General features: G+C 63.8%; 18 protein-coding genes. 17 read left to right on the forward strand and 1 reads right to left on the reverse strand.

Translation table 11 applies throughout. The features are described from left to right. The first annotated feature begins 177 nt into the window (after positions 1–177). Both mmsA and mmsB read left to right on the forward strand, forming a co-directional pair. The gene (gene mmsA, locus BM374_RS22770; protein WP_092296758.1) at positions 178–1,755 is read left to right on the forward strand and encodes a multiple monosaccharide ABC transporter ATP-binding protein; all 1,578 of its coding nucleotides are present in this window, start codon (positions 178–180) and stop codon (positions 1,753–1,755) included. Continuing rightward, on the forward strand, positions 1,752–2,942 hold the full coding sequence (gene mmsB, locus BM374_RS22775; RefSeq protein WP_092296761.1) for a multiple monosaccharide ABC transporter permease: 1,191 nt from the start codon (positions 1,752–1,754) through the stop codon (positions 2,940–2,942). The genes mmsA and mmsB overlap by 4 nt, the downstream gene beginning before the upstream one ends. Positions 2,943–3,065: 123 nt before the next feature. Here the strand turns inward: mmsB and BM374_RS38695 are convergent, their stop codons facing one another. Further along, positions 3,066–3,221 carry a hypothetical protein gene (locus BM374_RS38695; RefSeq protein ID WP_092296764.1) on the reverse strand — a complete coding sequence of 52 codons (156 nt, stop codon included), beginning with the start codon at positions 3,219–3,221 and terminating at the stop codon, positions 3,066–3,068. Between the two features lie 174 nt (positions 3,222–3,395). Between BM374_RS38695 and BM374_RS22785 the strand changes: the two genes are divergently transcribed. From BM374_RS22785 to BM374_RS22855, 15 genes are all read left to right on the forward strand, one after another. After that, on the forward strand, positions 3,396–3,971 hold the full coding sequence (locus BM374_RS22785; RefSeq protein WP_092296766.1) for a cytochrome c oxidase subunit 3 family protein: 576 nt from the start codon (positions 3,396–3,398) through the stop codon (positions 3,969–3,971). Next, on the forward strand, positions 3,971–4,231 hold the full coding sequence (locus BM374_RS22790; RefSeq protein ID WP_177248483.1) for a hypothetical protein: 261 nt from the start codon (positions 3,971–3,973) through the stop codon (positions 4,229–4,231). Before BM374_RS22785 ends, BM374_RS22790 begins: the two co-directional genes overlap by 1 nt. A 115-nt stretch (positions 4,232–4,346) precedes the next feature. Then, positions 4,347–4,799 carry a c-type cytochrome gene (locus tag BM374_RS22795; RefSeq protein ID WP_092296772.1) on the forward strand — a complete coding sequence of 151 codons (453 nt, stop codon included), beginning with the start codon at positions 4,347–4,349 and terminating at the stop codon, positions 4,797–4,799. A 37-nt stretch (positions 4,800–4,836) separates the two neighbouring features. Continuing rightward, positions 4,837–6,183, forward strand: a complete 1,347-nt coding sequence (locus BM374_RS22800) for a cbb3-type cytochrome c oxidase subunit I (RefSeq protein WP_092296775.1) — start codon at positions 4,837–4,839, stop codon at positions 6,181–6,183. 63 nt (positions 6,184–6,246) lie between these two features. Then, positions 6,247–7,056: a CbbQ/NirQ/NorQ/GpvN family protein gene (locus tag BM374_RS22805; RefSeq protein ID WP_092296778.1), complete on the forward strand. Its 810-nt coding sequence runs from the start codon at positions 6,247–6,249 to the stop codon at positions 7,054–7,056. Positions 7,057–7,059: 3 nt separating this feature from the next. Further along, entirely contained in the window at positions 7,060–8,979 is a 1,920-nt protein-coding gene (locus tag BM374_RS22810) for a nitric oxide reductase activation protein NorD (RefSeq protein WP_092296781.1), read from the forward strand. Positions 8,980–9,057: 78 nt separating this feature from the next. Beyond that, positions 9,058–9,720 carry an HAD family hydrolase gene (locus BM374_RS22815; protein ID WP_092296784.1) on the forward strand — a complete coding sequence of 221 codons (663 nt, stop codon included), beginning with the start codon at positions 9,058–9,060 and terminating at the stop codon, positions 9,718–9,720. 4 nt (positions 9,721–9,724) lie between these two features. Beyond that, positions 9,725–10,675, forward strand: a complete 951-nt coding sequence (locus tag BM374_RS22820) for a sugar-binding transcriptional regulator (protein ID WP_092296787.1) — start codon at positions 9,725–9,727, stop codon at positions 10,673–10,675. Between the two features lie 288 nt (positions 10,676–10,963). Further along, positions 10,964–12,274 (forward strand): ABC transporter substrate-binding protein, encoded by a 1,311-nt coding sequence (locus BM374_RS22825; RefSeq protein WP_092296790.1) that lies wholly within the window; start codon positions 10,964–10,966, stop codon positions 12,272–12,274. A gap of 149 nt (positions 12,275–12,423) precedes the next feature. After that, the gene (locus BM374_RS22830) at positions 12,424–13,296 is read left to right on the forward strand and encodes a carbohydrate ABC transporter permease (protein ID WP_092296792.1); all 873 of its coding nucleotides are present in this window, start codon (positions 12,424–12,426) and stop codon (positions 13,294–13,296) included. A 4-nt stretch (positions 13,297–13,300) separates the two neighbouring features. Continuing rightward, positions 13,301–14,131 carry a carbohydrate ABC transporter permease gene (locus tag BM374_RS22835; RefSeq protein WP_092296795.1) on the forward strand — a complete coding sequence of 277 codons (831 nt, stop codon included), beginning with the start codon at positions 13,301–13,303 and terminating at the stop codon, positions 14,129–14,131. A 15-nt stretch (positions 14,132–14,146) separates the two neighbouring features. Further along, positions 14,147–15,154, forward strand: a complete 1,008-nt coding sequence (locus BM374_RS22840) for an ABC transporter ATP-binding protein (RefSeq protein WP_092296798.1) — start codon at positions 14,147–14,149, stop codon at positions 15,152–15,154. A gap of 20 nt (positions 15,155–15,174) precedes the next feature. Then, the gene (locus tag BM374_RS22845) at positions 15,175–15,948 is read left to right on the forward strand and encodes an SDR family NAD(P)-dependent oxidoreductase (protein WP_092296801.1); all 774 of its coding nucleotides are present in this window, start codon (positions 15,175–15,177) and stop codon (positions 15,946–15,948) included. A gap of 39 nt (positions 15,949–15,987) precedes the next feature. Continuing rightward, on the forward strand, positions 15,988–17,646 hold the full coding sequence (locus BM374_RS22850; RefSeq protein WP_092296804.1) for an FGGY-family carbohydrate kinase: 1,659 nt from the start codon (positions 15,988–15,990) through the stop codon (positions 17,644–17,646). Further along, a complete protein-coding gene (locus tag BM374_RS22855) occupies positions 17,640–18,575 on the forward strand; it encodes a carbohydrate kinase family protein (RefSeq protein WP_092296807.1) in 936 nt (311 codons plus the stop codon). Before BM374_RS22850 ends, BM374_RS22855 begins: the two co-directional genes overlap by 7 nt. Positions 18,576–18,577 lie beyond the last annotated feature (2 nt).

The raw sequence follows: 18,577 nt of genomic DNA on the forward strand, positions 1-18,577 counted from the left end.
CTTCTTTCTTCCCCTCTCCCCGCTTGCGGGGAGAGGGTAGGGTGAGGGGGAGCCTCTGCGAGGGAGGTGGCAATGGGACTCGTGGAGACTCCCCCTCACCCGGAATTCAAGCTGCGCTCGAATTCCGGCCTCTCCCCGCAAGCGGGAGAGGCGAAGTAACGTAAGGGACAAGACACGATGACGGCCATGCTGGAGATGCGCAACGTCAGCAAGAGCTTTGCCGGTGTGCAGGCGTTGCGCGACGTCAATTTTTCGGTCGAGGCCGGCCAGATTCACGCCCTCGTCGGCGAGAACGGCGCCGGCAAGTCGACCTTGATGAAGGTGCTAAGCGGCGTCTACCCCGCAGGGAGCTATGAGGGCACCATCGTCTTCGAGGGCGAGGAGCGCCGCTTCCGTGACATCAACGATTCCGAGGCGCTCGGCATCATCATCATCCACCAGGAGCTGGCGCTGATTCCGCTGATGTCGATCGCGGAAAACATCTTCCTGTCGCATCCGCCATCGAAGTTCGGCGTGATCGATCGCGACGAGGTTTATCGCCGCACCCAAGACTTGCTCCGGCAGGTCGGCCTGAAGGAATCGCCTGATACACTGATCACCGATATCGGGGTCGGCAAGCAGCAGCTGGTCGAGATCGCCAAGGCGCTGTCCAAGCGGGTGCGAATGCTCATCCTGGACGAGCCGACCGCTAGCCTGAACGAGGCCGACAGCGCCGCCTTGCTGGATCGGTTGATGGCATTCCGCGAGCAGGGTATCGGCTCGATCCTGATCTCGCACAAGCTCAACGAGGTCGCGAAGGTCGCTGACCACATCACCGTGCTGCGCGACGGCCGCACCGTCGACAGCATCGACTGTCGCGCCGAGTCGATCCAGGAAGATCGCATCATCCGCAGCATGGTCAACCGTGATCTCGCGCATCGTTTCCCCGAGCGCAGCGTCAAGATCGGCGAGCCGGTGATGGAGGTTTCGAACTGGTCAGTCTACCACCCGATCCATCCCGAGCGGCAGGTGATCAAGAACGTCAATTTCAGCGTCAGGCGTGGCGAGGTCGTCGGCATAGCCGGGTTGATGGGGGCGGGACGCACTGAATTCGCCATGAGCCTGTTCGGCCGCTCCTGGGGCACCAATATCAGCGGCCATATCCGGCTTGAGGGCCGGGAGATCGTGCTGCCGAGCGTCGCCGCGGCGATCGACGCCGGCCTTGCCTATGTCACCGAGGACCGCAAGCAGCTTGGGCTGATCCTGGCCGACGACGTCCGCAAGAATATTACGCTGGCAAGCCTGGACCAGGTTGCGCCGGGCAGGGTGATCGACGACATCGCGGAGCTGAAGATCGCCAGCGACTACCGGAACCGGATGCGCATCCGTTGCTCCGACGTCTACCAGGAGACCGGCCAGCTCTCCGGCGGAAACCAGCAGAAGGTGGTGCTGTCGAAATGGCTGATGACCGATCCCAGGGTTCTGATCCTGGACGAGCCCACAAGGGGCATCGACGTCGGTGCCAAATACGAGATTTACTGTATCATCAACGAGCTGGCAGAAGCCGGCCGCGGTGTGGTGGTGATCTCCTCGGAGATGCCCGAGCTGCTCGGCATCTGCGACCGCATCTGTGTCATGAACGACGGTGCCTTTGTCGGCGAGTTCCCGGGCACGGATGCGACTCAAGAAAAGATCATGCGCGCCATCATGCGCAACGAACGAAGCAACGGTAACGGCGCGGCCGCGGCCGCGGAAATGGGAGGATCGCAGCCATGACCGACAAGACGGTGTCGCTGCCCGAGGAGCGCCGGCACGGCAGCTTCATCAAGAACAATTTGCGCAACTACGGCATGCTGATGTCGCTGATTGCGATCATGCTGTTCTTCCAGGTCATGACCGGCGGCACGCTGCTGCAGCCGCTCAACCTGACCAATCTGGTGCTCCAGAACAGCTACATCGTCATCATGGCGCTGGGCATGCTGCTGGTGATCGTCACCGGCCACATCGACCTGTCGGTCGGCTCGGTCGCCGGCTTCGTCGGCGCGGTCGCGGCTCTCCTCATGGTGACCTACAAGGTCGACTACACGATCGCCTTCATCGCCTGCCTCGTGGTCGGCGCAGCCATCGGCGCCGCACAGGGCTACTGGGTCGCCTATTTCAAGATCCCGTCCTTCATCGTGACACTGGCCGGCATGCTGGTGTTCAAGGGTCTCGCACTTGCCGTGCTGCAGGGCCAGTCGCTCGGGCCATTCCCATCGACGTTCCAGAAACTGTCATCGGGTTTCATTCCGGAGCTGTTGCCCGAATCCGGTACGCTGCATCCGACCTCCATGCTGATCGGCGCGCTGCTGGCGCTCGGACTGGTCTATGCCAGCGCCAAGGGCCGCGCGCGTGAAGTGTCGCACGGCATCGAGGTCGAGCCCTACGCATTCTTCCTCGGCAAGAGCGTCGTGCTCGCCTGTGCCGTGCTGTATTTTACCTATTTGATCGCGACCTACCGCGGCCTGCCCAACGTGCTTGTGATCATGAGCGCCCTGATTGCGCTCTATGGCTTCGTTACCCGCCGCACCGTGATCGGCCGGCAGATCTATGCCGTCGGCGGCAACGCCAAGGCGGCCGGCCTGTCGGGCATCAAGACCGAGCGGCTGACTTTCTTCACCTTCGTCAACATGGGCGTGCTTGCCGCGCTCGCCGGCCTCGTCTTCGCCGCGCGGCTCAACACCGCGACGCCAAAGGCAGGTCTCGGCTTCGAGCTCGACGTCATCGCCGCCTGCTTCATCGGCGGCGCCTCGGCCTATGGCGGCGTCGGTCGCGTCGGCGGCGCCGTGGTCGGCGCCATGATCATGGGCGTGATGAACAACGGCATGTCCATTCTCGGCATCGGCATCGATTATCAGCAGGTCATCAAGGGTCTTGTGCTGCTCGGGGCGGTGTGCATCGACGTGTATAATCAGCGGCGGTAGCCGAATTGGCAGGGCTGTCTGGTGGGCAAAGGCGCAACGCGCCGTGCCCACCATCTTCTCGCGAACATGGTAGAGACGGCGAGCAGCCCTACGCCTGCGGCAACGACTTTCCCCATCGTACGATTACTGCGTCGTGAACAGCACCGCCGCGATCGCGACGGAAAGGCTCACCGCTGATACCGCCGCAACGGTCGATAGCACCCCCATCCGCTGCAGCGCGATGGCGAAGACGATCATGATCGGCGTCGCCGTCATCAACCCGAGTTGTGCTTCACTCATGTCATCATCAGCCGTCGTCTGGAACCAATATATCGGCCCACGATATTGTGGAGGGACCCGCAAAACGTTGCGTTAGCGCAAACGCTGCTCCGGCCGGTTGCACTATTTCTGCGGCGACAAAGTCGGAACTGCAGCGGTAGGATATCCGGGCGCCGGCTTTGATGTGGAAATCAGATGTCGGCGACGGATTGCGAACAACCAGAAACCGGCTGGGGTATCCTGGAGGATCTTCCTGGCCATCCCATGATCTGGGTGCTGATCTTCAGCGAGCTCGTCGCCTTCGGCCTGTTTCTCGGCGCCTTCATGGTCGCCCGCGCCATCCATCCAGCGGTGTTTGCGGCGGGGCAGGCCACACTGAATTCGCGTCTCGCCGGGTTCAATACCCTCGTTCTGGTGACCAGTGGTTGGGCGGCGGCGCGCGGCACGGCGGCGCGCGACTCCCACAGGCGGACTGCGCGCGGCTGGCTGTTCGGAGCCATGGCGCTCGGCTCGCTTTTCATCGGGATCAAGCTGTTCGAATATGCCGGCGAGATCGCGCTGGGAAACGGTCTGGAGACCAGCCCGTTCTTCACGCTGTATTTTCTCCTGACCGGCTTTCATCTCCTGCATGTCGGCCTCGGCATCGTGATTCTGGCCGTGGTTTCCCGAAGCGCCAGCCTGACCGGCGTGGAGACGGGAGCCGCCCTCTGGCACATGGTCGATCTGTTGTGGATCGTCATGTTCCCGATCATCTATCTGGTGCAGCAGTGATTCCGGATCGCATCGACATCACCTGGCTCATGCTGATCGGCCTTGCGCTCGCGACCCTCCTGATTCCACCTCTCGTCGCACGTCCGCTGCTCGGCAATGCTCTTCTGCTGATCTTCGCTGGACTCAAGGGTCGTCGTCTCGTGCTCGACTTCCTCGATCTTCGCGCAGCGCCGCCGCTCTGGCGCGGTCTCGTCAGCGCCTGGGTCTTCGTCGTGGTGCTGTTCGCCTGGCTCGCATCCTCGATCGTGGCCCTGGTCTAACGGCGGCGCTGCGCATCGCCGCTATCCTTGCGCTTCGACAAAGAGCGACCCGCGCCGATCGGCAACAAATCACACGATCGCATTTCTCCAAAGAATCAAACGGAAAGGATCGGCAATGGCTGAACGCCTGACCAAGTCGGCCGCTCGAAACATCTTCTACGGCGGCTCGGCCTTCTTCTTCGCCATCTTCATCGGACTGACGGCGCACAGCCATTACTACATGGCCACGACCTCCACGGACGCGGCGGCGCTGACCGCGTCGGTCGCGCGCGGCAAGCATGTCTGGGAGCGCAATTCCTGCATCAACTGTCACACGCTGCTGGGTGAGGGCGCTTATTTCGCTCCGGAAGTCGGCAACGTCTGGGATCGTTGGGGCGGCAAGGAGGATCCGGCCACGGCACGCGAGACGCTGAAGGCCTGGATGCAGTCGCAACCCTCGGGTGCGCCGGGCCGGCGGCAGATGCCGCAGTTCAACCTCACCGACCAGGAGCTCAACGATCTCGCCGATTTCCTGCAATGGACCTCGACGATCAAGCGTCAGAACTGGCCGCCGAACCAGGCCGGCTGAGCGCGCTGCTTCTTCTTTCAGACAGAGAGAACTCGAGATGAAATATCAGACCCAGAAAGTCGCGATGCTGTATTTCTATGGCGCGCTGACCTTGTTCATGGCCCAGGTCCTGTTCGGCCTGCTCGCCGGGACCATCTACGTCCTGCCCAACACGTTGTCGGTGCTGCTGCCGTTCAACATCGTCAGGATGATCCATACCAATGCGTTGATCGTGTGGTCGTTGATAGGCTTCATGGGAGCCACCTACTATCTGCTGCCGGAGGAGACCGAGACCGAGCTGTACAGCGCGCTGCTCGCGAAGATCCAGTTCTGGATGTTCTTCGGTGCTGCGGGCCTTGCCGTGGTCGGATATCTCTTCCACTTTCATGAGGGCCGCGAATTCCTCGAGCAGCCGTTCCCGATCAAAGTCGGCATCGTCGTCGTCTGCCTCATGTTCCTGTTCAACGTGACCATGACGGCGCTGAAGGGGCGCAAGACCACGGTCACCAACATCCTGTTGTTCGGCCTATGGGGTGTTGCGATCTTCTTCCTGTTCGCCTTCTACAACCCGGCGAATCTCGCGGTCGACAAGATGTACTGGTGGTACGTCGTCCATCTCTGGGTCGAAGGCGTCTGGGAGCTGATCATGGCCTCGGTGCTCGCCTACCTGATGATCAAGCTGAACGGCATCGACCGCGAGGTCGTGGAGAAATGGCTCTTTGTCATCATCGGCCTTGCGCTGTTCTCCGGCATCCTCGGCACCGGCCACCACTTTTACTGGATCGGCGCCCCCGGCTACTGGCAGTGGATCGGCTCGCTGTTCTCCACGCTCGAGGTCGCGCCGTTCTTCACCATGGTGATCTTCACCGTGCAGATGACCTGGAAGGCCGGCCGCAAGCATCCGAACCGTGCTGCGCTGTTGTGGTCGGTCGGCTGCTCGGTGATGGCGTTTCTGGGCGCCGGCGTCTGGGGTTTCCTGCACACGCTGTCGTCGGTGAACTACTACACCCACGGCACCCAGGTGACCGCCGCGCACGGGCATCTCGCCTTCTTCGGCGCGTATGTGATGCTGAACCTGTCGGTGATGGCCTATGCGATTCCTCAAATCAAGGGACGGGCGCCTTATAATCAGTGGCTTTCTATGACCAGCTTCTGGATCATGTGCACGGCCATGATGGTGATGACCTTCGCGCTGACCTTCGCCGGCGTAGTCCAGGTCCATCTCCAGCGCGTGCTCGGCCAGAGCTACATGGACGTGCAGGACCAGCTCGCGATGTTCTATTGGATCCGGCTCGGCTCCGGTGTGTTCGTCGTCATCTCCGCGCTGATGTTCGTCTGGGCGGTGCTGGTGCCAGGCCGCGAGAAGCGGGCGGTCATTCCGGCTGCGCTGCAGCCGGCCGAGTAAACGAGAAACGGCGGCCGCGGTTTGCTGCGGCAGCCTGCTTCCTGGAACGTCCGGAGAGATATCATGAAACCCGCCCTCCACACCGTGACCTCAGCACCAGCGCTCCCGGCCTATGTCGCAAGCGGCAATGAATGCGCGCTGTTCGAGCATGCCTGGCGGAATCAGCTTCCGGTGCTGCTGAAGGGGCCGACCGGCTGCGGCAAAACGCGCTTCGTCGCGCATATGGCAGCGCGGCTGGGCTTGCCGCTGCACACCGTCGCCTGCCATGACGATCTCACCGCGGCCGATCTCACGGGCCGCTATCTCCTGCAGGGCGGAGACACCGTGTGGACCGACGGCCCGCTGACACGCGCGGTGCGCGAGGGCGGCATTTGCTATCTCGATGAAGTCGTGGAAGCGCGCAAGGATGTCACCGTGGTGCTACACCCGCTGACTGACGACCGCCGCATCCTGCCGCTGGAGCGCACCGGCGAGGAGCTCGCCGCGCCCAAGAGCTTCATGCTCGTCGTCTCCTACAATCCCGGCTACCAGACCTTGCTCAAGGCATTGAAGCCGTCGACGCGGCAGCGCTTCGTCGCGATCGAGTTCGGCTTTCTGCCGGCCGAGCAGGAGATTGCAGTGGTCTCCGCCGAGAGCGGATTGCCGCTGGATCGCGTGCGGCCATTGGTCGTGCTGGCCGGACGGCTGCGTGCGCTCAAGGGCCACGATTTGGAGGAGGGCGTCTCGACCCGGCTCGTCGTCTATTGCGCGACCCTGATCGCCGCGGGCACGCCGGTCGCGGACGCGATCCTTGCCGGCATGATTGAACCTTTGACCGACGACGCCGACGTCAAGGCGGCGCTGCTGGATGTCGCGCGCGCCGTGATCGGGTGAGCCATGCTCGACTTTCTCGAACTGGAGGAAACGGTCGGCCGTGCCTGGCACCGGATGGTTGGCGGCACCGCGAGCTATCCGGTTCACGATGAGCATGCAGTCTCGCTTGCCGAAGTGAGGGGCCGAATCGCGGTCATGTTCCGCGCGCTCGGCGGCGAGACGGGCGTGCAGATCGCGAGCGCAGGCGCGCGCAGGTCGGGCCACCGGCTCGGCTGGCGGCAGCGCATCGGGCTCGGCGACGAGCGTCTCGAGCAGCCGGGCCGCGACGCCGCGACCATCTTACTGCCCGATCGCATCGCGATCTTTCCCGATCGCGCGCTGAACGCCGCGCTTTATCGCTGGCTCGCGGCGTGGTTCGCTACTGCGCCGGTGGAAGCGATCACGGAAGACGATCTGCTGCGGCGGGATCTTCTGGTGCTGCGCCGGGCAAGCGATACGGCGGTCTGGGTGCTCACGCAATTTCCCGGGCTCGTCGCCGACTATGCGCAGCTCGCCGCGGCGACCGCCGAGGCTCGGCCGAAACGCCCCTTGCCGCGCGTGGAGCGGGAGGTCGAGCAAATCGTGCTGGCCCTGCTCGGAACCGGAAATGCGCCCGCAGGCCCGCTATGGCCGGCGATGATGGGGACAGGCCCGCTGCCGGACAAGGCGCCGCCGGGCTATCGTTCGATCCTGCCCTGTCCGCTCTGGGGCGATTGCTGGACGCGCGAGCTCTCGCCCGTGAATTCTGGAGGCGATGAGTGTGTGGCGGATTCGGACGTTGCGACCCAGGACAATCGCAAGCGCTTTGCCGTGCGCGAACGCGAAGATGGCGCCAATCGCCGCGATCCTTTCGTGCTCAACCGCTTCGAAAAGATCCTGGCTATGGCCGAGATGGTCAATGTCGACCGCCCCGACGACGACAGCGACGACGAGGACGCGCAGAAGGCCGCCGATGATCTCGAGGAGATTACGCTGAGCCGCCGCAGTGGCAAGCCGGCGAGCCGCTTCAAATTCGATCTCGACCTGCCGCCGGGAGCGCTCGATGCCTCGCGATTGAACGCGGACCTGACCTATCCCGAATGGGACTATCGCAGCGGATGCTATCTGCCCGATCATTGCCGCGTGCTTGCGGGGTCGGCCTCCGAACAGGGCGAGAGCTGGGCGCCCGATGATGCCATGCGCCGGCACATCCGCCAGGTGCGTCGCCGCTTCGAAGTGTTGCGGCCGCGTCATGAATTGCTGCGCGCCCAGTCCGACGGACACGATCTCGATCTCGACGCACTCGTGCGCGCGCGATGCGACTTGCGCGCCGGCAGCAGCAATGCCGGGATGGATCGCGTCCACATGGCGATGCGGCCGCAAGGCCATGATCTCGCCGTCACGCTGCTCGTTGACGTGTCGCTCTCGACGGATGCCTGGGTCGACAATTATCGCGTGCTCGACGTCGAGAAGGAGGCCCTCCTGGTGCTCGCTCATGGACTAGCAGCCTGCGGCGACCACCACACCATCCTGACCTTCACTTCGCGGCGGCGCTCCTGGGTGCGGCTCGAGACGGTCAAGGCGTTTGGCGAGCCGATGAGCGCGACAGTGGAACGCCGCATCGGCGCGCTGAAGCCCGGCTATTACACCCGGATCGGCGCCGCGGTGCGCCATGCCGCGGCCGAACTCGCCCGCCAGCCCCAGCGCAAGAAGCTGCTGCTCGTCCTCACCGACGGCAAGCCGAACGACGTCGATCATTACGAGGGCCGCTTTGCGCTCGAGGACACCCGCAAATCCGTGCAGGAAGCGCGCCGGCTCGGCATCGCCGCATTCGGCGTGACCGTCGATGCGACCGCACAGTCCTATTTTCCGACGCTGTTCGGCCGCGGCGGCTACGCCATCGTCGGCAACATCAAGCGGCTCCCGGGCGCGCTGCCGGCGATCTATCGGCAGGTGGCCCATTGAACGAGCGGACAGAGGCTGCGCCATGGTGTTCCTTGGCGAGCTATTGCCCAGCATGTGGGTATATGATCGAATGGCGGGATGAACCAGGGCTGTCCAAAACCCGATCTGATCATCTTCGATTGCGACGGTGTACTCGTCGACAGCGAGCTGCTCAGCTGTCGCTGCCTGTCCGAGGTGTTGGCGGAATTCGGGATCGCGCTGAGTGTTGAGCAGGCGCTTGAGCTGTTCCTCGGACGCAGCACCAAGGCCATCGAGCAGCACTACCGCGATCTCGGACAGGTCGTGCCGGACGGCTTTCTGCCGCGCCTGAAGGCCCGCGTGCTGACGACGTTCGCACGCTCGCTCAGGCCAATTCCCGATGTTGCTGCCGTAGTGTCGGAGTTATCAGTGCCGTTCTGCGTGGCATCGTCGAGCGACCTCGATCGTGTCTCGCTCTCGCTCGACGTCACGGGTCTCGCGTCGCATTTCGGTGACCGCCTTTACACCGCCCAGATGGTCAGGCACGGCAAGCCGGCGCCGGATCTCTTTCTCCACGCGGCGGAGAAGATGGGCGCACAACCCTCGCGCACGCTGGTGATCGAGGACAGTATTAGCGGCGTGCAGGCCGCCAAGGCGGCAGGGATGATGGTCTGGGGATTTGTCGGCGGTGGCCATTATCGCAGCCGCGACGGCCGCGCTATATTGTCCGCAGCTGGAGCCGATCGGGTGTTCGCACAGATGAGCGATTTCTGGGAGGCGTGAGGCCGTGGCCGCCGAGAACGAAAAATCCAGGCTTGACGACGCCGCCCGTGCCGGCTGGCTCTATTTCATTGCCGGCCACACCCAGGACGAGATCGCCAAGATGCTCCAGGTGTCGCGCGCCTCGGCGCAGCGGTTGGTGTCGCTGTGCCTTGCGGAGCGTCTCATTACCTTCCGGCTCGAGCACCCGATCGCCGCCTGCATGGAACTTGCGGCGCAGCTGAAAGAGAGGTTTGAGCTGAGGCATTGCGAGGTGGTGCCTACAGATCCAGCGGCCCCGCAGGCCACCGCCGGCATCGCGGAGCGTTGCGCCAATCTGCTCGATGCGACGCTGCGCTCGGAAACGCCCGTGATCGTCGCGCTCGGCACCGGGCGGGCGGTGCGCGCCGCGGTCGAGCGCGTCATGCCAATCGACCGGCCCAACCACCAGATCGTTTCGCTGGTCGGCAACATCTCCGCCGATGGTTCGGCGAGCTTTTACGACACCGTCGGCCGGCTCGCCGATCGTACCGGCGCGCGGCATTATCCGATGCCGCTGCCGTTCCTGATGTCGTCGGAGGACGAGCGCAACAAGATGGTGCGGATCGAGCCGATCGCCAAGGTCAAGGCCGTGGCGGCCAAGGCTGATCTGCGCCTCGTCGGCATCGGCCAGATGGACCAGAAAGCGCAGGTCCATGTCGACGGCTTCGTCACGCGCGATGAATTGTTCGAGATGATGCGGCAGGGCGCCATCGGCGAGATCACCGGCTGGGCCTATGATTCCAAGGGCCGCCTGCTCAAAGCCGGCACCAACAAGCGCCTCACCAGCATTCCGCCGGAGGCGCCGGCCAAGACCACGACCATCGGCGCCGCAATTGGCGCAGCCAAGGTGCCGGCGATCGCGGCGGCACTGAACGGGCGGCTGATCAACGGCCTGATCACCGACGAGGCCACCGCAACGGCGATCCTGGAGCGCTAGGGGCAGGCGGTCTTTCCACCCGCACCGCTGTCATAGTCCGCCTTGTGCGCAATTGCGCGCCGGGGCGGGCGACCCAGTATGCCGCGTCCAAGCGTGAGCCAAACCGGTAGAGGACACGCAGGGCTGGATGCCTCGCTTTCGCGGGGCATGACGGGGGAGGTTTGTCGCACCGCAGCACTCATAAGTTGCTGAAACGCCCGCGCGTCCGCTTGACATCTGGCGTAGCTCGTCCGAACATACGCTCAACGCGTGGGCATATGCTCAAATGCGCGGGCTAGGGAGGTCACCGTGAAACACGTTTTGGGCGCCGTCTGCGGCGCGTCCGTACTGCTTGCCGTCCCCGCGATGGCCGAAACGACCCTGACGATCGCCACCGTCAACAACGGCGACATGATTCGCATGCAGGGCCTGACCAGCGAATTCACCAAGAAGAACCCGGACATTTCCGTGAAATGGGTGACGCTGGAGGAGAACGTTCTGCGTCAGCGCGTCACCACCGACATCGCCACCAAGGGTGGTCAGTTCGACGTGCTAACCATCGGTACCTACGAGGTTCCGATCTGGGCCAAGAAGGGCTGGCTGGTGCCGCTCGCCAATCTCGGCGCCGACTATGACGTGGCCGACCTCCTGCCCAAAATCCGCGACGCGGTCTCCGTCGACGGCAAGCTGTACGCGGCGCCGTTCTACGGCGAGAGCTCGATGGTGATGTATCGCACCGACCTGTTCGACAAGGCCGGCCTGAAGATGCCGGAAAAGCCGACCTGGGATTTCGTCATCGATGCCGCCAAGAAGCTGACCGACAAGAACGGCGGCGTCTACGGCATCTGCCTGCGCGGCAAAGCCGGTTGGGGCGAGAACATGGCGTTCCTCACCGCCATGTCCAATTCCTACGGCGCGCGCTGGTTCGACGAGAAGTGGGAGCCGCAGTTCAACACGCCGGAATGGAAGACGACGCTCACGACCTACGTCAACCTGATGAAGGAGGCGGGCCCTCCCGGCGCGAGCTCGAACGGCTTCAACGAAAATCTGGCGCTGTTCAACGCCGGCAAATGCGCGATGTGGATCGACGCGACGGTGGCGGCGTCCTTCGTCACCAACCCGAAGGATTCCAAGGTCGCCGACAAGGTCGGCTTCGCACTCGCGCCCAACACCGGCCTCGGCAAAAATGCCAACTGGCTGTGGGCCTGGAACCTTGCAATCCCGGCCGGCTCGAAGAAGACCGAAGCGGCCGAGAAGTTCATCGCCTGGGCGACCAGCAAGGACTACACCAAGCTTGTCGCTTCGAAGGAGGGCTGGGCCAACGTGCCGCCGGGCACGCGCACCTCGCTCTACACAAATCCTGAGTACCTGAAGGCCGCGCCCTTTGCCAAGATGACGCTGGCCTCGATCGACGCGGCTGATCCGAACAAGCCGACCGTGAAGCCGGTGCCTTACGTCGGCGTGCAATACGCCGCGATCCCTGAATTCCAGGGCATCGGCACGCAAGTGGGACAGCAATTCTCGGCCGCGCTTGCGGGATCGATGACGGTCGATGCGGCGCTCGCTGCCGCGCAATCCGCCACCGAGCGCGAGATGAAGCGCGCCGGCTACATCAAATGAACCCGAGCTCTCCCTGAGCTCAAACTTGCGGCCATCCACTCCTTGCGCGATGGATGGCCGCTTTCTTCCCGAGGTTTTGTCTTGACGCGTTTTCTTCCCGCGAACCGGTCTCCATTTCGCGCGAAAACGCTCTGAAGGAGAGGCTGAGGATGGCAACCCGGCAAACGCAATTTCTTGCGCGGTCGCTGTTGACCCCGGCCGTCGGCCTGCTGTTCATCTGGATGATCGTCCCGCTCGCGCTGACGATCTACTTCTCGACGCTGCATTACAGCCTGCTTGATCCCGGCTCGGAATCGTTCGTCGGGTTGGAAAACTTCAGCTACTTCCTGACAGACCCCGCCTTCCTTGCCTCGCTGCAGAACACGCTGGTGCTGGTCGGCTCGGTGCTGGCGCTGACGATCCTGCTCGGCATTCCGCTGGCGCTGCTGCTCGATCAACCGGTGGTGGGGCGCAACTTCGTGCGGCTGATGGTGATCGCGCCGTTCTTCGTGATGCCGACGGTGAGCGCCCTGGTCTGGAAGAATTTGCTGATGCACCCGGTGTCCGGCCTGTTCGCCTGGCTCGCCAGGCTGGTCGGAGTGACGCCCATTGACTGGTTCAACGACGTGCCGCTGTTCTCGGTGATCCTGATCGTGGCCTGGCAATGGCTGCCGTTCGCGACGTTGATCCTGCTCACCGCGCTGCAATCGCTCGACGAGGAGCAGAAGGAGGCGGCCGAAATGGATGGCGCGAGCGCAGTCTCGACCTTCATTTACATCACGCTGCCGCATCTGGCCCGCCCGATCACGGTGGTGATCCTGATCGAGACCATCTTCCTGCTGACGGTGTTCGCCGAGATCTTCGTCACCACCGGCGGCGGGCCTGGCCTGCAAACCACCAACATCGCCTTCCTGATCTATTCGCAGGCGCTGATCCAGTTCGATGTCGGCAGCGCCTCGGCGGGCGGTCTCGTCGCCGTGGTGATCGCCAACGTGGTCGCCTTCTTCCTCGTCCGCATCGTCGGCCGCAACCTGGAAGCCTGACATCATGGCGCGCAAATCAACGACGCAGCAGGTGGTGGTCTCGACGATCGGGGCCTGGTTCTTCGGCTTCCTGATCTTCTTCCCGATCCTGTGGATGGTGCTGGCGAGCTTCAAGACAGAGCTCGAGGCCTTCGCCATTCCGCCATCCTTCCTGTTCTTCCACTGGACCACCGAGAACTACGCCACCGTGCAGGAGCGCAGCGACTATTTCCTCCACGCCCTGAACTCGATCATCATCGCCGGCGGCTCGACGCTGATTGCGCTCTTGATCGCGATACCGGCGGCATGGTCGATGGCGTTCTCGCCGACTAAGCGCACCAAGGACATCCTGCTCTGGATGCTCTCGACCAAGATGATGCCGCCCGTCGGCGTGCTGGTGCCGATCTACCTGATCTACAAGGGCTTCGGCCTGCTCGATTCTCGCATCGGCCTTGTCTTCATCCTCTGCCTCGGCAATTTGCCGATCGTGATCTGGATGCTGTTCACCTATTTCAAGGAGATTCCGCGCGACATCCTGGAAGCCGCGCGCATGGACGGCGCCACTATCGGCCGCGAGTTGGTCTATGTTCTGACTCCAATGGCGATCCCGGGGCTGGCCTCGACCTTGCTCCTCAATCTGATCCTGGCCTGGAACGAGGCGTTCTGGACGCTCAATCTGTCGACCTCGAACGCCGCGCCGCTCACCACGTTCATTGCCTCCTATTCCAGTCCGGAAGGGCTGTTCTGGGCCAAGCTGTCGGCGGCCTCCACGCTGGCGATCGCGCCCATTCTCGTCCTCGGTTGGTTCAGCCAGAAGCAGCTCGTGCGCGGGCTAACCTTCGGCGCGGTGAAGTAAAGGGGCTGCCGGATCATGGGTCAGATCACACTTCAGGGCGTGCAGAAATCATTCGGCCCGGTGCACATCATCAAGGGCGCCGATCTCGACATCGCCGACGGCTCCTTTGTCGTCTTCGTCGGCCCCTCCGGCTGCGGTAAGACCACGCTGCTGCGGCTGATCGCCGGCCTCGAGGACGTCACCGGCGGCAGCATCTTGATCGACGGCAAGAATGTCGTCGACACGCCGCCCGCCAAGCGCGGGCTGTCGATGGTGTTCCAGTCGTACGCGCTCTATCCGCATATGAGCGTGCGCGGCAATATCGGCTTCGGCCTGAAAATGGCCGGCCTTGCCAGGGACGAGATCAACCACAAGGTCGAGGCCGCTGCCGCAACGCTGAACCTCACGCCCTATCTCGATCGCAAGCCACGCGAGCTCTCGGGCGGCCAGCGCCAGCGCGTCGCGATCGGGCGGGCCATCGTCCGCGAGCCCAAGGCGTTCCTGTTCGACGAGCCGCTCTCCAACCTTGACGCCGCGCTGCGTGTGCAGATGCGCATCGAAGTGACGCGACTGCAGAAGCAACTCGGCACCACCGCGATCTACGTCACCCACGACCAGGTCGAGGCCATGACCATGGCCGACAAGATCGTCGTGCTCAACGCCGGCAAGATCGAGCAATACGGCTCGCCGCTAGAGCTCTATGAACGGCCCTCCAACCTCTTCGTCGCCGGCTTCATCGGCTCGCCCAAGATGAATTTCGTGACGGGCGATAGCGCCGCACAGAAGGGCGCCGCGACGATCGGCGTTCGGCCCGAGCACCTGAAGATCGAGCGCGACGGCACGGGCGGCTGGCAGGGCACCATTTCGGTCGCCGAGCATCTCGGCAGCGACACTTTCCTCTATGTCGATGCCGGGCCGCTCGGGATGTTGACAGCACGCTACATCGGCGAACTGAGCCTGCATGCCGGCGATCGCGTATCGCTCGTGCCGGACCCCGCGCGCATTCACCGCTTCGACGCGAGCGGCAATGCGATCAGGAACTAACAAGAAACGGGAATACGATCATGTACCTGGAGAAATTCAAGCTGAGCGGCAAGACCGCGTTCATCACCGGCGGCGGCCAGGGTATTGGCCTTGCCTGCGCGGAAGCGCTGGCTGAGGCCGGCGCCAGGGTGATTATCGGCGATCGCGACAGCAAGGTCGCCGGCGACGCCAGGGCCAGCCTGAGGGCCAAGGGTTTTGATACCGAGACCGCGATCATGGACGTCACCGACACCAAGCGTGTGGCGGAGGTCGCGAACGATCTCGTCGGCCGCTACGGCAAGGTCGATATCCTCGTCAACAATGCCGGCATTGCCCGTAGCGAAACGCCGGCCGAGACCGTGACCGACGAGCACTGGCTCAACGTGATCGACGTCAATCTCAACGGTACCTTCTGGTGCTGCCGTGAGTTCGGCAAGCACATGCTCAAGGCTGGAAGCGGCGCCATCGTCAATGTCGGCTCGATGTCGGGCTTCATCGTTAACAAGCCGCAGGAGCAGTGCTTCTACAACGCCTCCAAGGCCGGCGTGCATCATCTGACCAAGTCCTTGGCCGCGGAATGGGGCGCGCGCGGCATCCGTGTCAATGCGGTGGCGCCGACCTATATCGAGACGCCGCTTAACGCTTTCGTGAAGAGCAACCCGAGAATGTACGACGCCTGGATCGGTGGAACCCCGATGGCGCGGATGGGGCAGGTCGAGGAGATCGCCTCGGTCGTCCTGTTCCTGGCCTCGGAGGCTGCGAGCTTGATGACCGGCAGCATCGTGCTGGTGGATGGCGGCTACACTTGCTGGTAGGCTTGCCGTCAAAACTGACGGTAGCGACCGGGAGTGACAATGTCGCGAGCCTATATCGGCGTCGACGTAGGGACCACGAGCACGCGGGCAGGGGTGTTTGACGAGGCGGGAACGCTGCTTGCGACCGCCAAGCATCCGATCCGGATCTGGTATGAGGCCGGCGACATCGTCGAACAATCGTCGGAGGACATCTGGCAGGCCTGCATCAAATCGGTGCGGGCGGCAATGGCGGAAGCGGCGATTGCGCCGGACAGCGTCGCCGGCATCGGCTTCGACGCGACCTGCTCGCTGGTTGTCCTCGACAGGCAAGGCGAGCCGCTCACGGTCAGCGCTTCGGGCGAGGCGCAGCGCAACGTCGTTGTCTGGATGGATCATCGTGCCATTGCGGAGGCGCGGCTGATCAACGAAACCGCCGACGATGTGCTGCGCTATGTCGGCGGCTCTATCTCGCCCGAGATGGAAATGCCGAAACTATTGTGGCTGAAGCGGCACATGCGCGCGAGCTTCGACGCTGCCGGGCACTTTTTCGATCTGGCGGACTATCTGACCTGGCGCGCCACCGGCTCGCTGCAGCGCTCGACCTGCACCGTCACCTGCAAATGGAACTATCTCGCCCATGACGGTGGGGGCTGGAGCGCACCGTTCTTCAAGCGTATCGGTCTGTCTGATTTCGTCAGCGAAAAATATGCACGCATCGGCACCGAGATCGTCGCCCCCGGCACGCGGCTCGGCGCCGGTCTCACCCGCGGGTCCGCCGCCGATCTCGGCCTGCCGGCTGGCACGCCGGTCGGCGCCTCCTTGATCGATGCCCACGCCGGCGGCATTGGCGCGATTGGCGGCCGTGACGGATCGGGCGGAACGACCGATGTCACCGATCGTCTCGCCTACATCATGGGAACCTCGGCCTGCATCATGGCGACGACGAGGGAGCCATGCTTCGTGCCCGGCGTTTGGGGCCCCTATTATTCCGGCATGGTGCCGGACTTCTGGCTTAACGAGGGCGGCCAGTCAGCCGCAGGTGCGGCAATCGATCATCTCCTCAAGTCGCATCCGGGCCACACCGATGCAAGCGCCGCTGCGCGCAGCGAGGGCGTCGATCTCATTGAGTTTCTCGAGCGCCGCATCATCGCGCGCGCCGGCGATGCCAGCCGCGCTGCGCTGCTCGCACGCGACGTCCACGTGCTTCCTGAGTTCATCGGCAACCGCTCGCCCTATGCCGACCCTGACACCCGCGCGGTGATCGCGGGCCTCGATCTCGACACCGACATCGGCTCGATGGAACGGCTGTTCGTCGCAGGTCTTTGCGGGCTCGCCTACGGGCTCGCAGAGGTGATTGAGGCCTTTGCCGCGCATGGCGTGCATGCCGGCATCATGATCATGGGCGGCGGCGCCAGCCGCAGCCCCCTCGTGCGGCAGATCATGGCTGACACGACTGGGCTGACCGTCGCGCTGCCGCAGACCAGAGAGCCCGTGTTGCTAGGCGCCGCGATGCTAGGTGCCGTCGCTGGCGGCGCCTATGCCTCGATCGGCGAGACCATGGCAAAGATGTCGGCGCTCGGACGCAAGAGCGAGCCGACCACGCCTGACATGGCCGCGTTTCACACCAGGAAGCGCGCGGTGTACAAGCTGTTGCGCGAGGTCGATCGCGGCAGCCGAGCGGCAATGCGTGACATCGTCGAGGGCCAAGAGATATGCTGATTTCCTGTGGCGACGCGTTGATTGATTTCGTGCCAACGAAAAACGCCGACGGCCGCGAAGCCGTGATGCCGGCGGTCGGCGGCTCCTGCCTCAACGTCGCCATTGGCATCGCGCGGCTGGGCGCTCCGACCGGTTTCGTCGGCGGCATCTCGACCGACATGTTCGGGCGCATGATCGCCGACCATGCCGCTGCGTCGAATGTCGAGCTGGGCTTCGCCACCCGCAGCGATCACCAGACCACGCTCGCCTTCGTCCGCATCGTCGCCGGCGAGTCGCATTACGCCTTTTATGATGCCGACACCGCGACGCGGAACTGGACATTTCGGCGCGGGAGCATTCCCTTCGATACCGTCGAAGCCGTGCATGTCGGCTCGACCACGTTGGTCAACGACCAGGGCGCCGCCGAAACGAAGGCCCTCATCGCGGATGCGCAGGCGTCGTCGACGATCTCCTTCGATCCGAATTGCCGCCCCAACCTCGTCAAGGACAGGCCGGCCTATCTTGCACGCATGACCGAATTCGCTGGGGCCGCCGATCTCGTCAAGATGTCGGATGTCGACTTCGCCTATCTCTTCGGCGAGGAGCCGTATCAGCAGCGCGCGAACGCGCTGCTTGGGCAGGGCACCCGCCTCGTCATCATCACCCGCGGCAGCGACGGCGCCATCGCTTGGCACGCGAAGGCCGGGCAGATCGCGGTCGAGGCGCCGAGGGTCACCGTCGCCGACACGATCGGCGCGGGCGACAGCTTCCAGGCTGCACTGCTGTTCGCCCTGCACAAGCAGGGGCGTCTCGCCCGGCCGCAACTCAAGGACATCGGTGCGGAAGAGCTCCGCCGCGCGCTTTCCTTTGCCGCCAATTGTGCCGGTCTCACCTGCACCCGCCCAGGTGCCGATCCGCCCTGGAGCCATGAGATCAGCTGGAGCTGGTAGTC

This window comes from Bradyrhizobium sp. Ghvi, assembly GCF_900115265.1.
Taxonomy (GTDB): domain Bacteria; phylum Pseudomonadota; class Alphaproteobacteria; order Rhizobiales; family Xanthobacteraceae; genus Bradyrhizobium.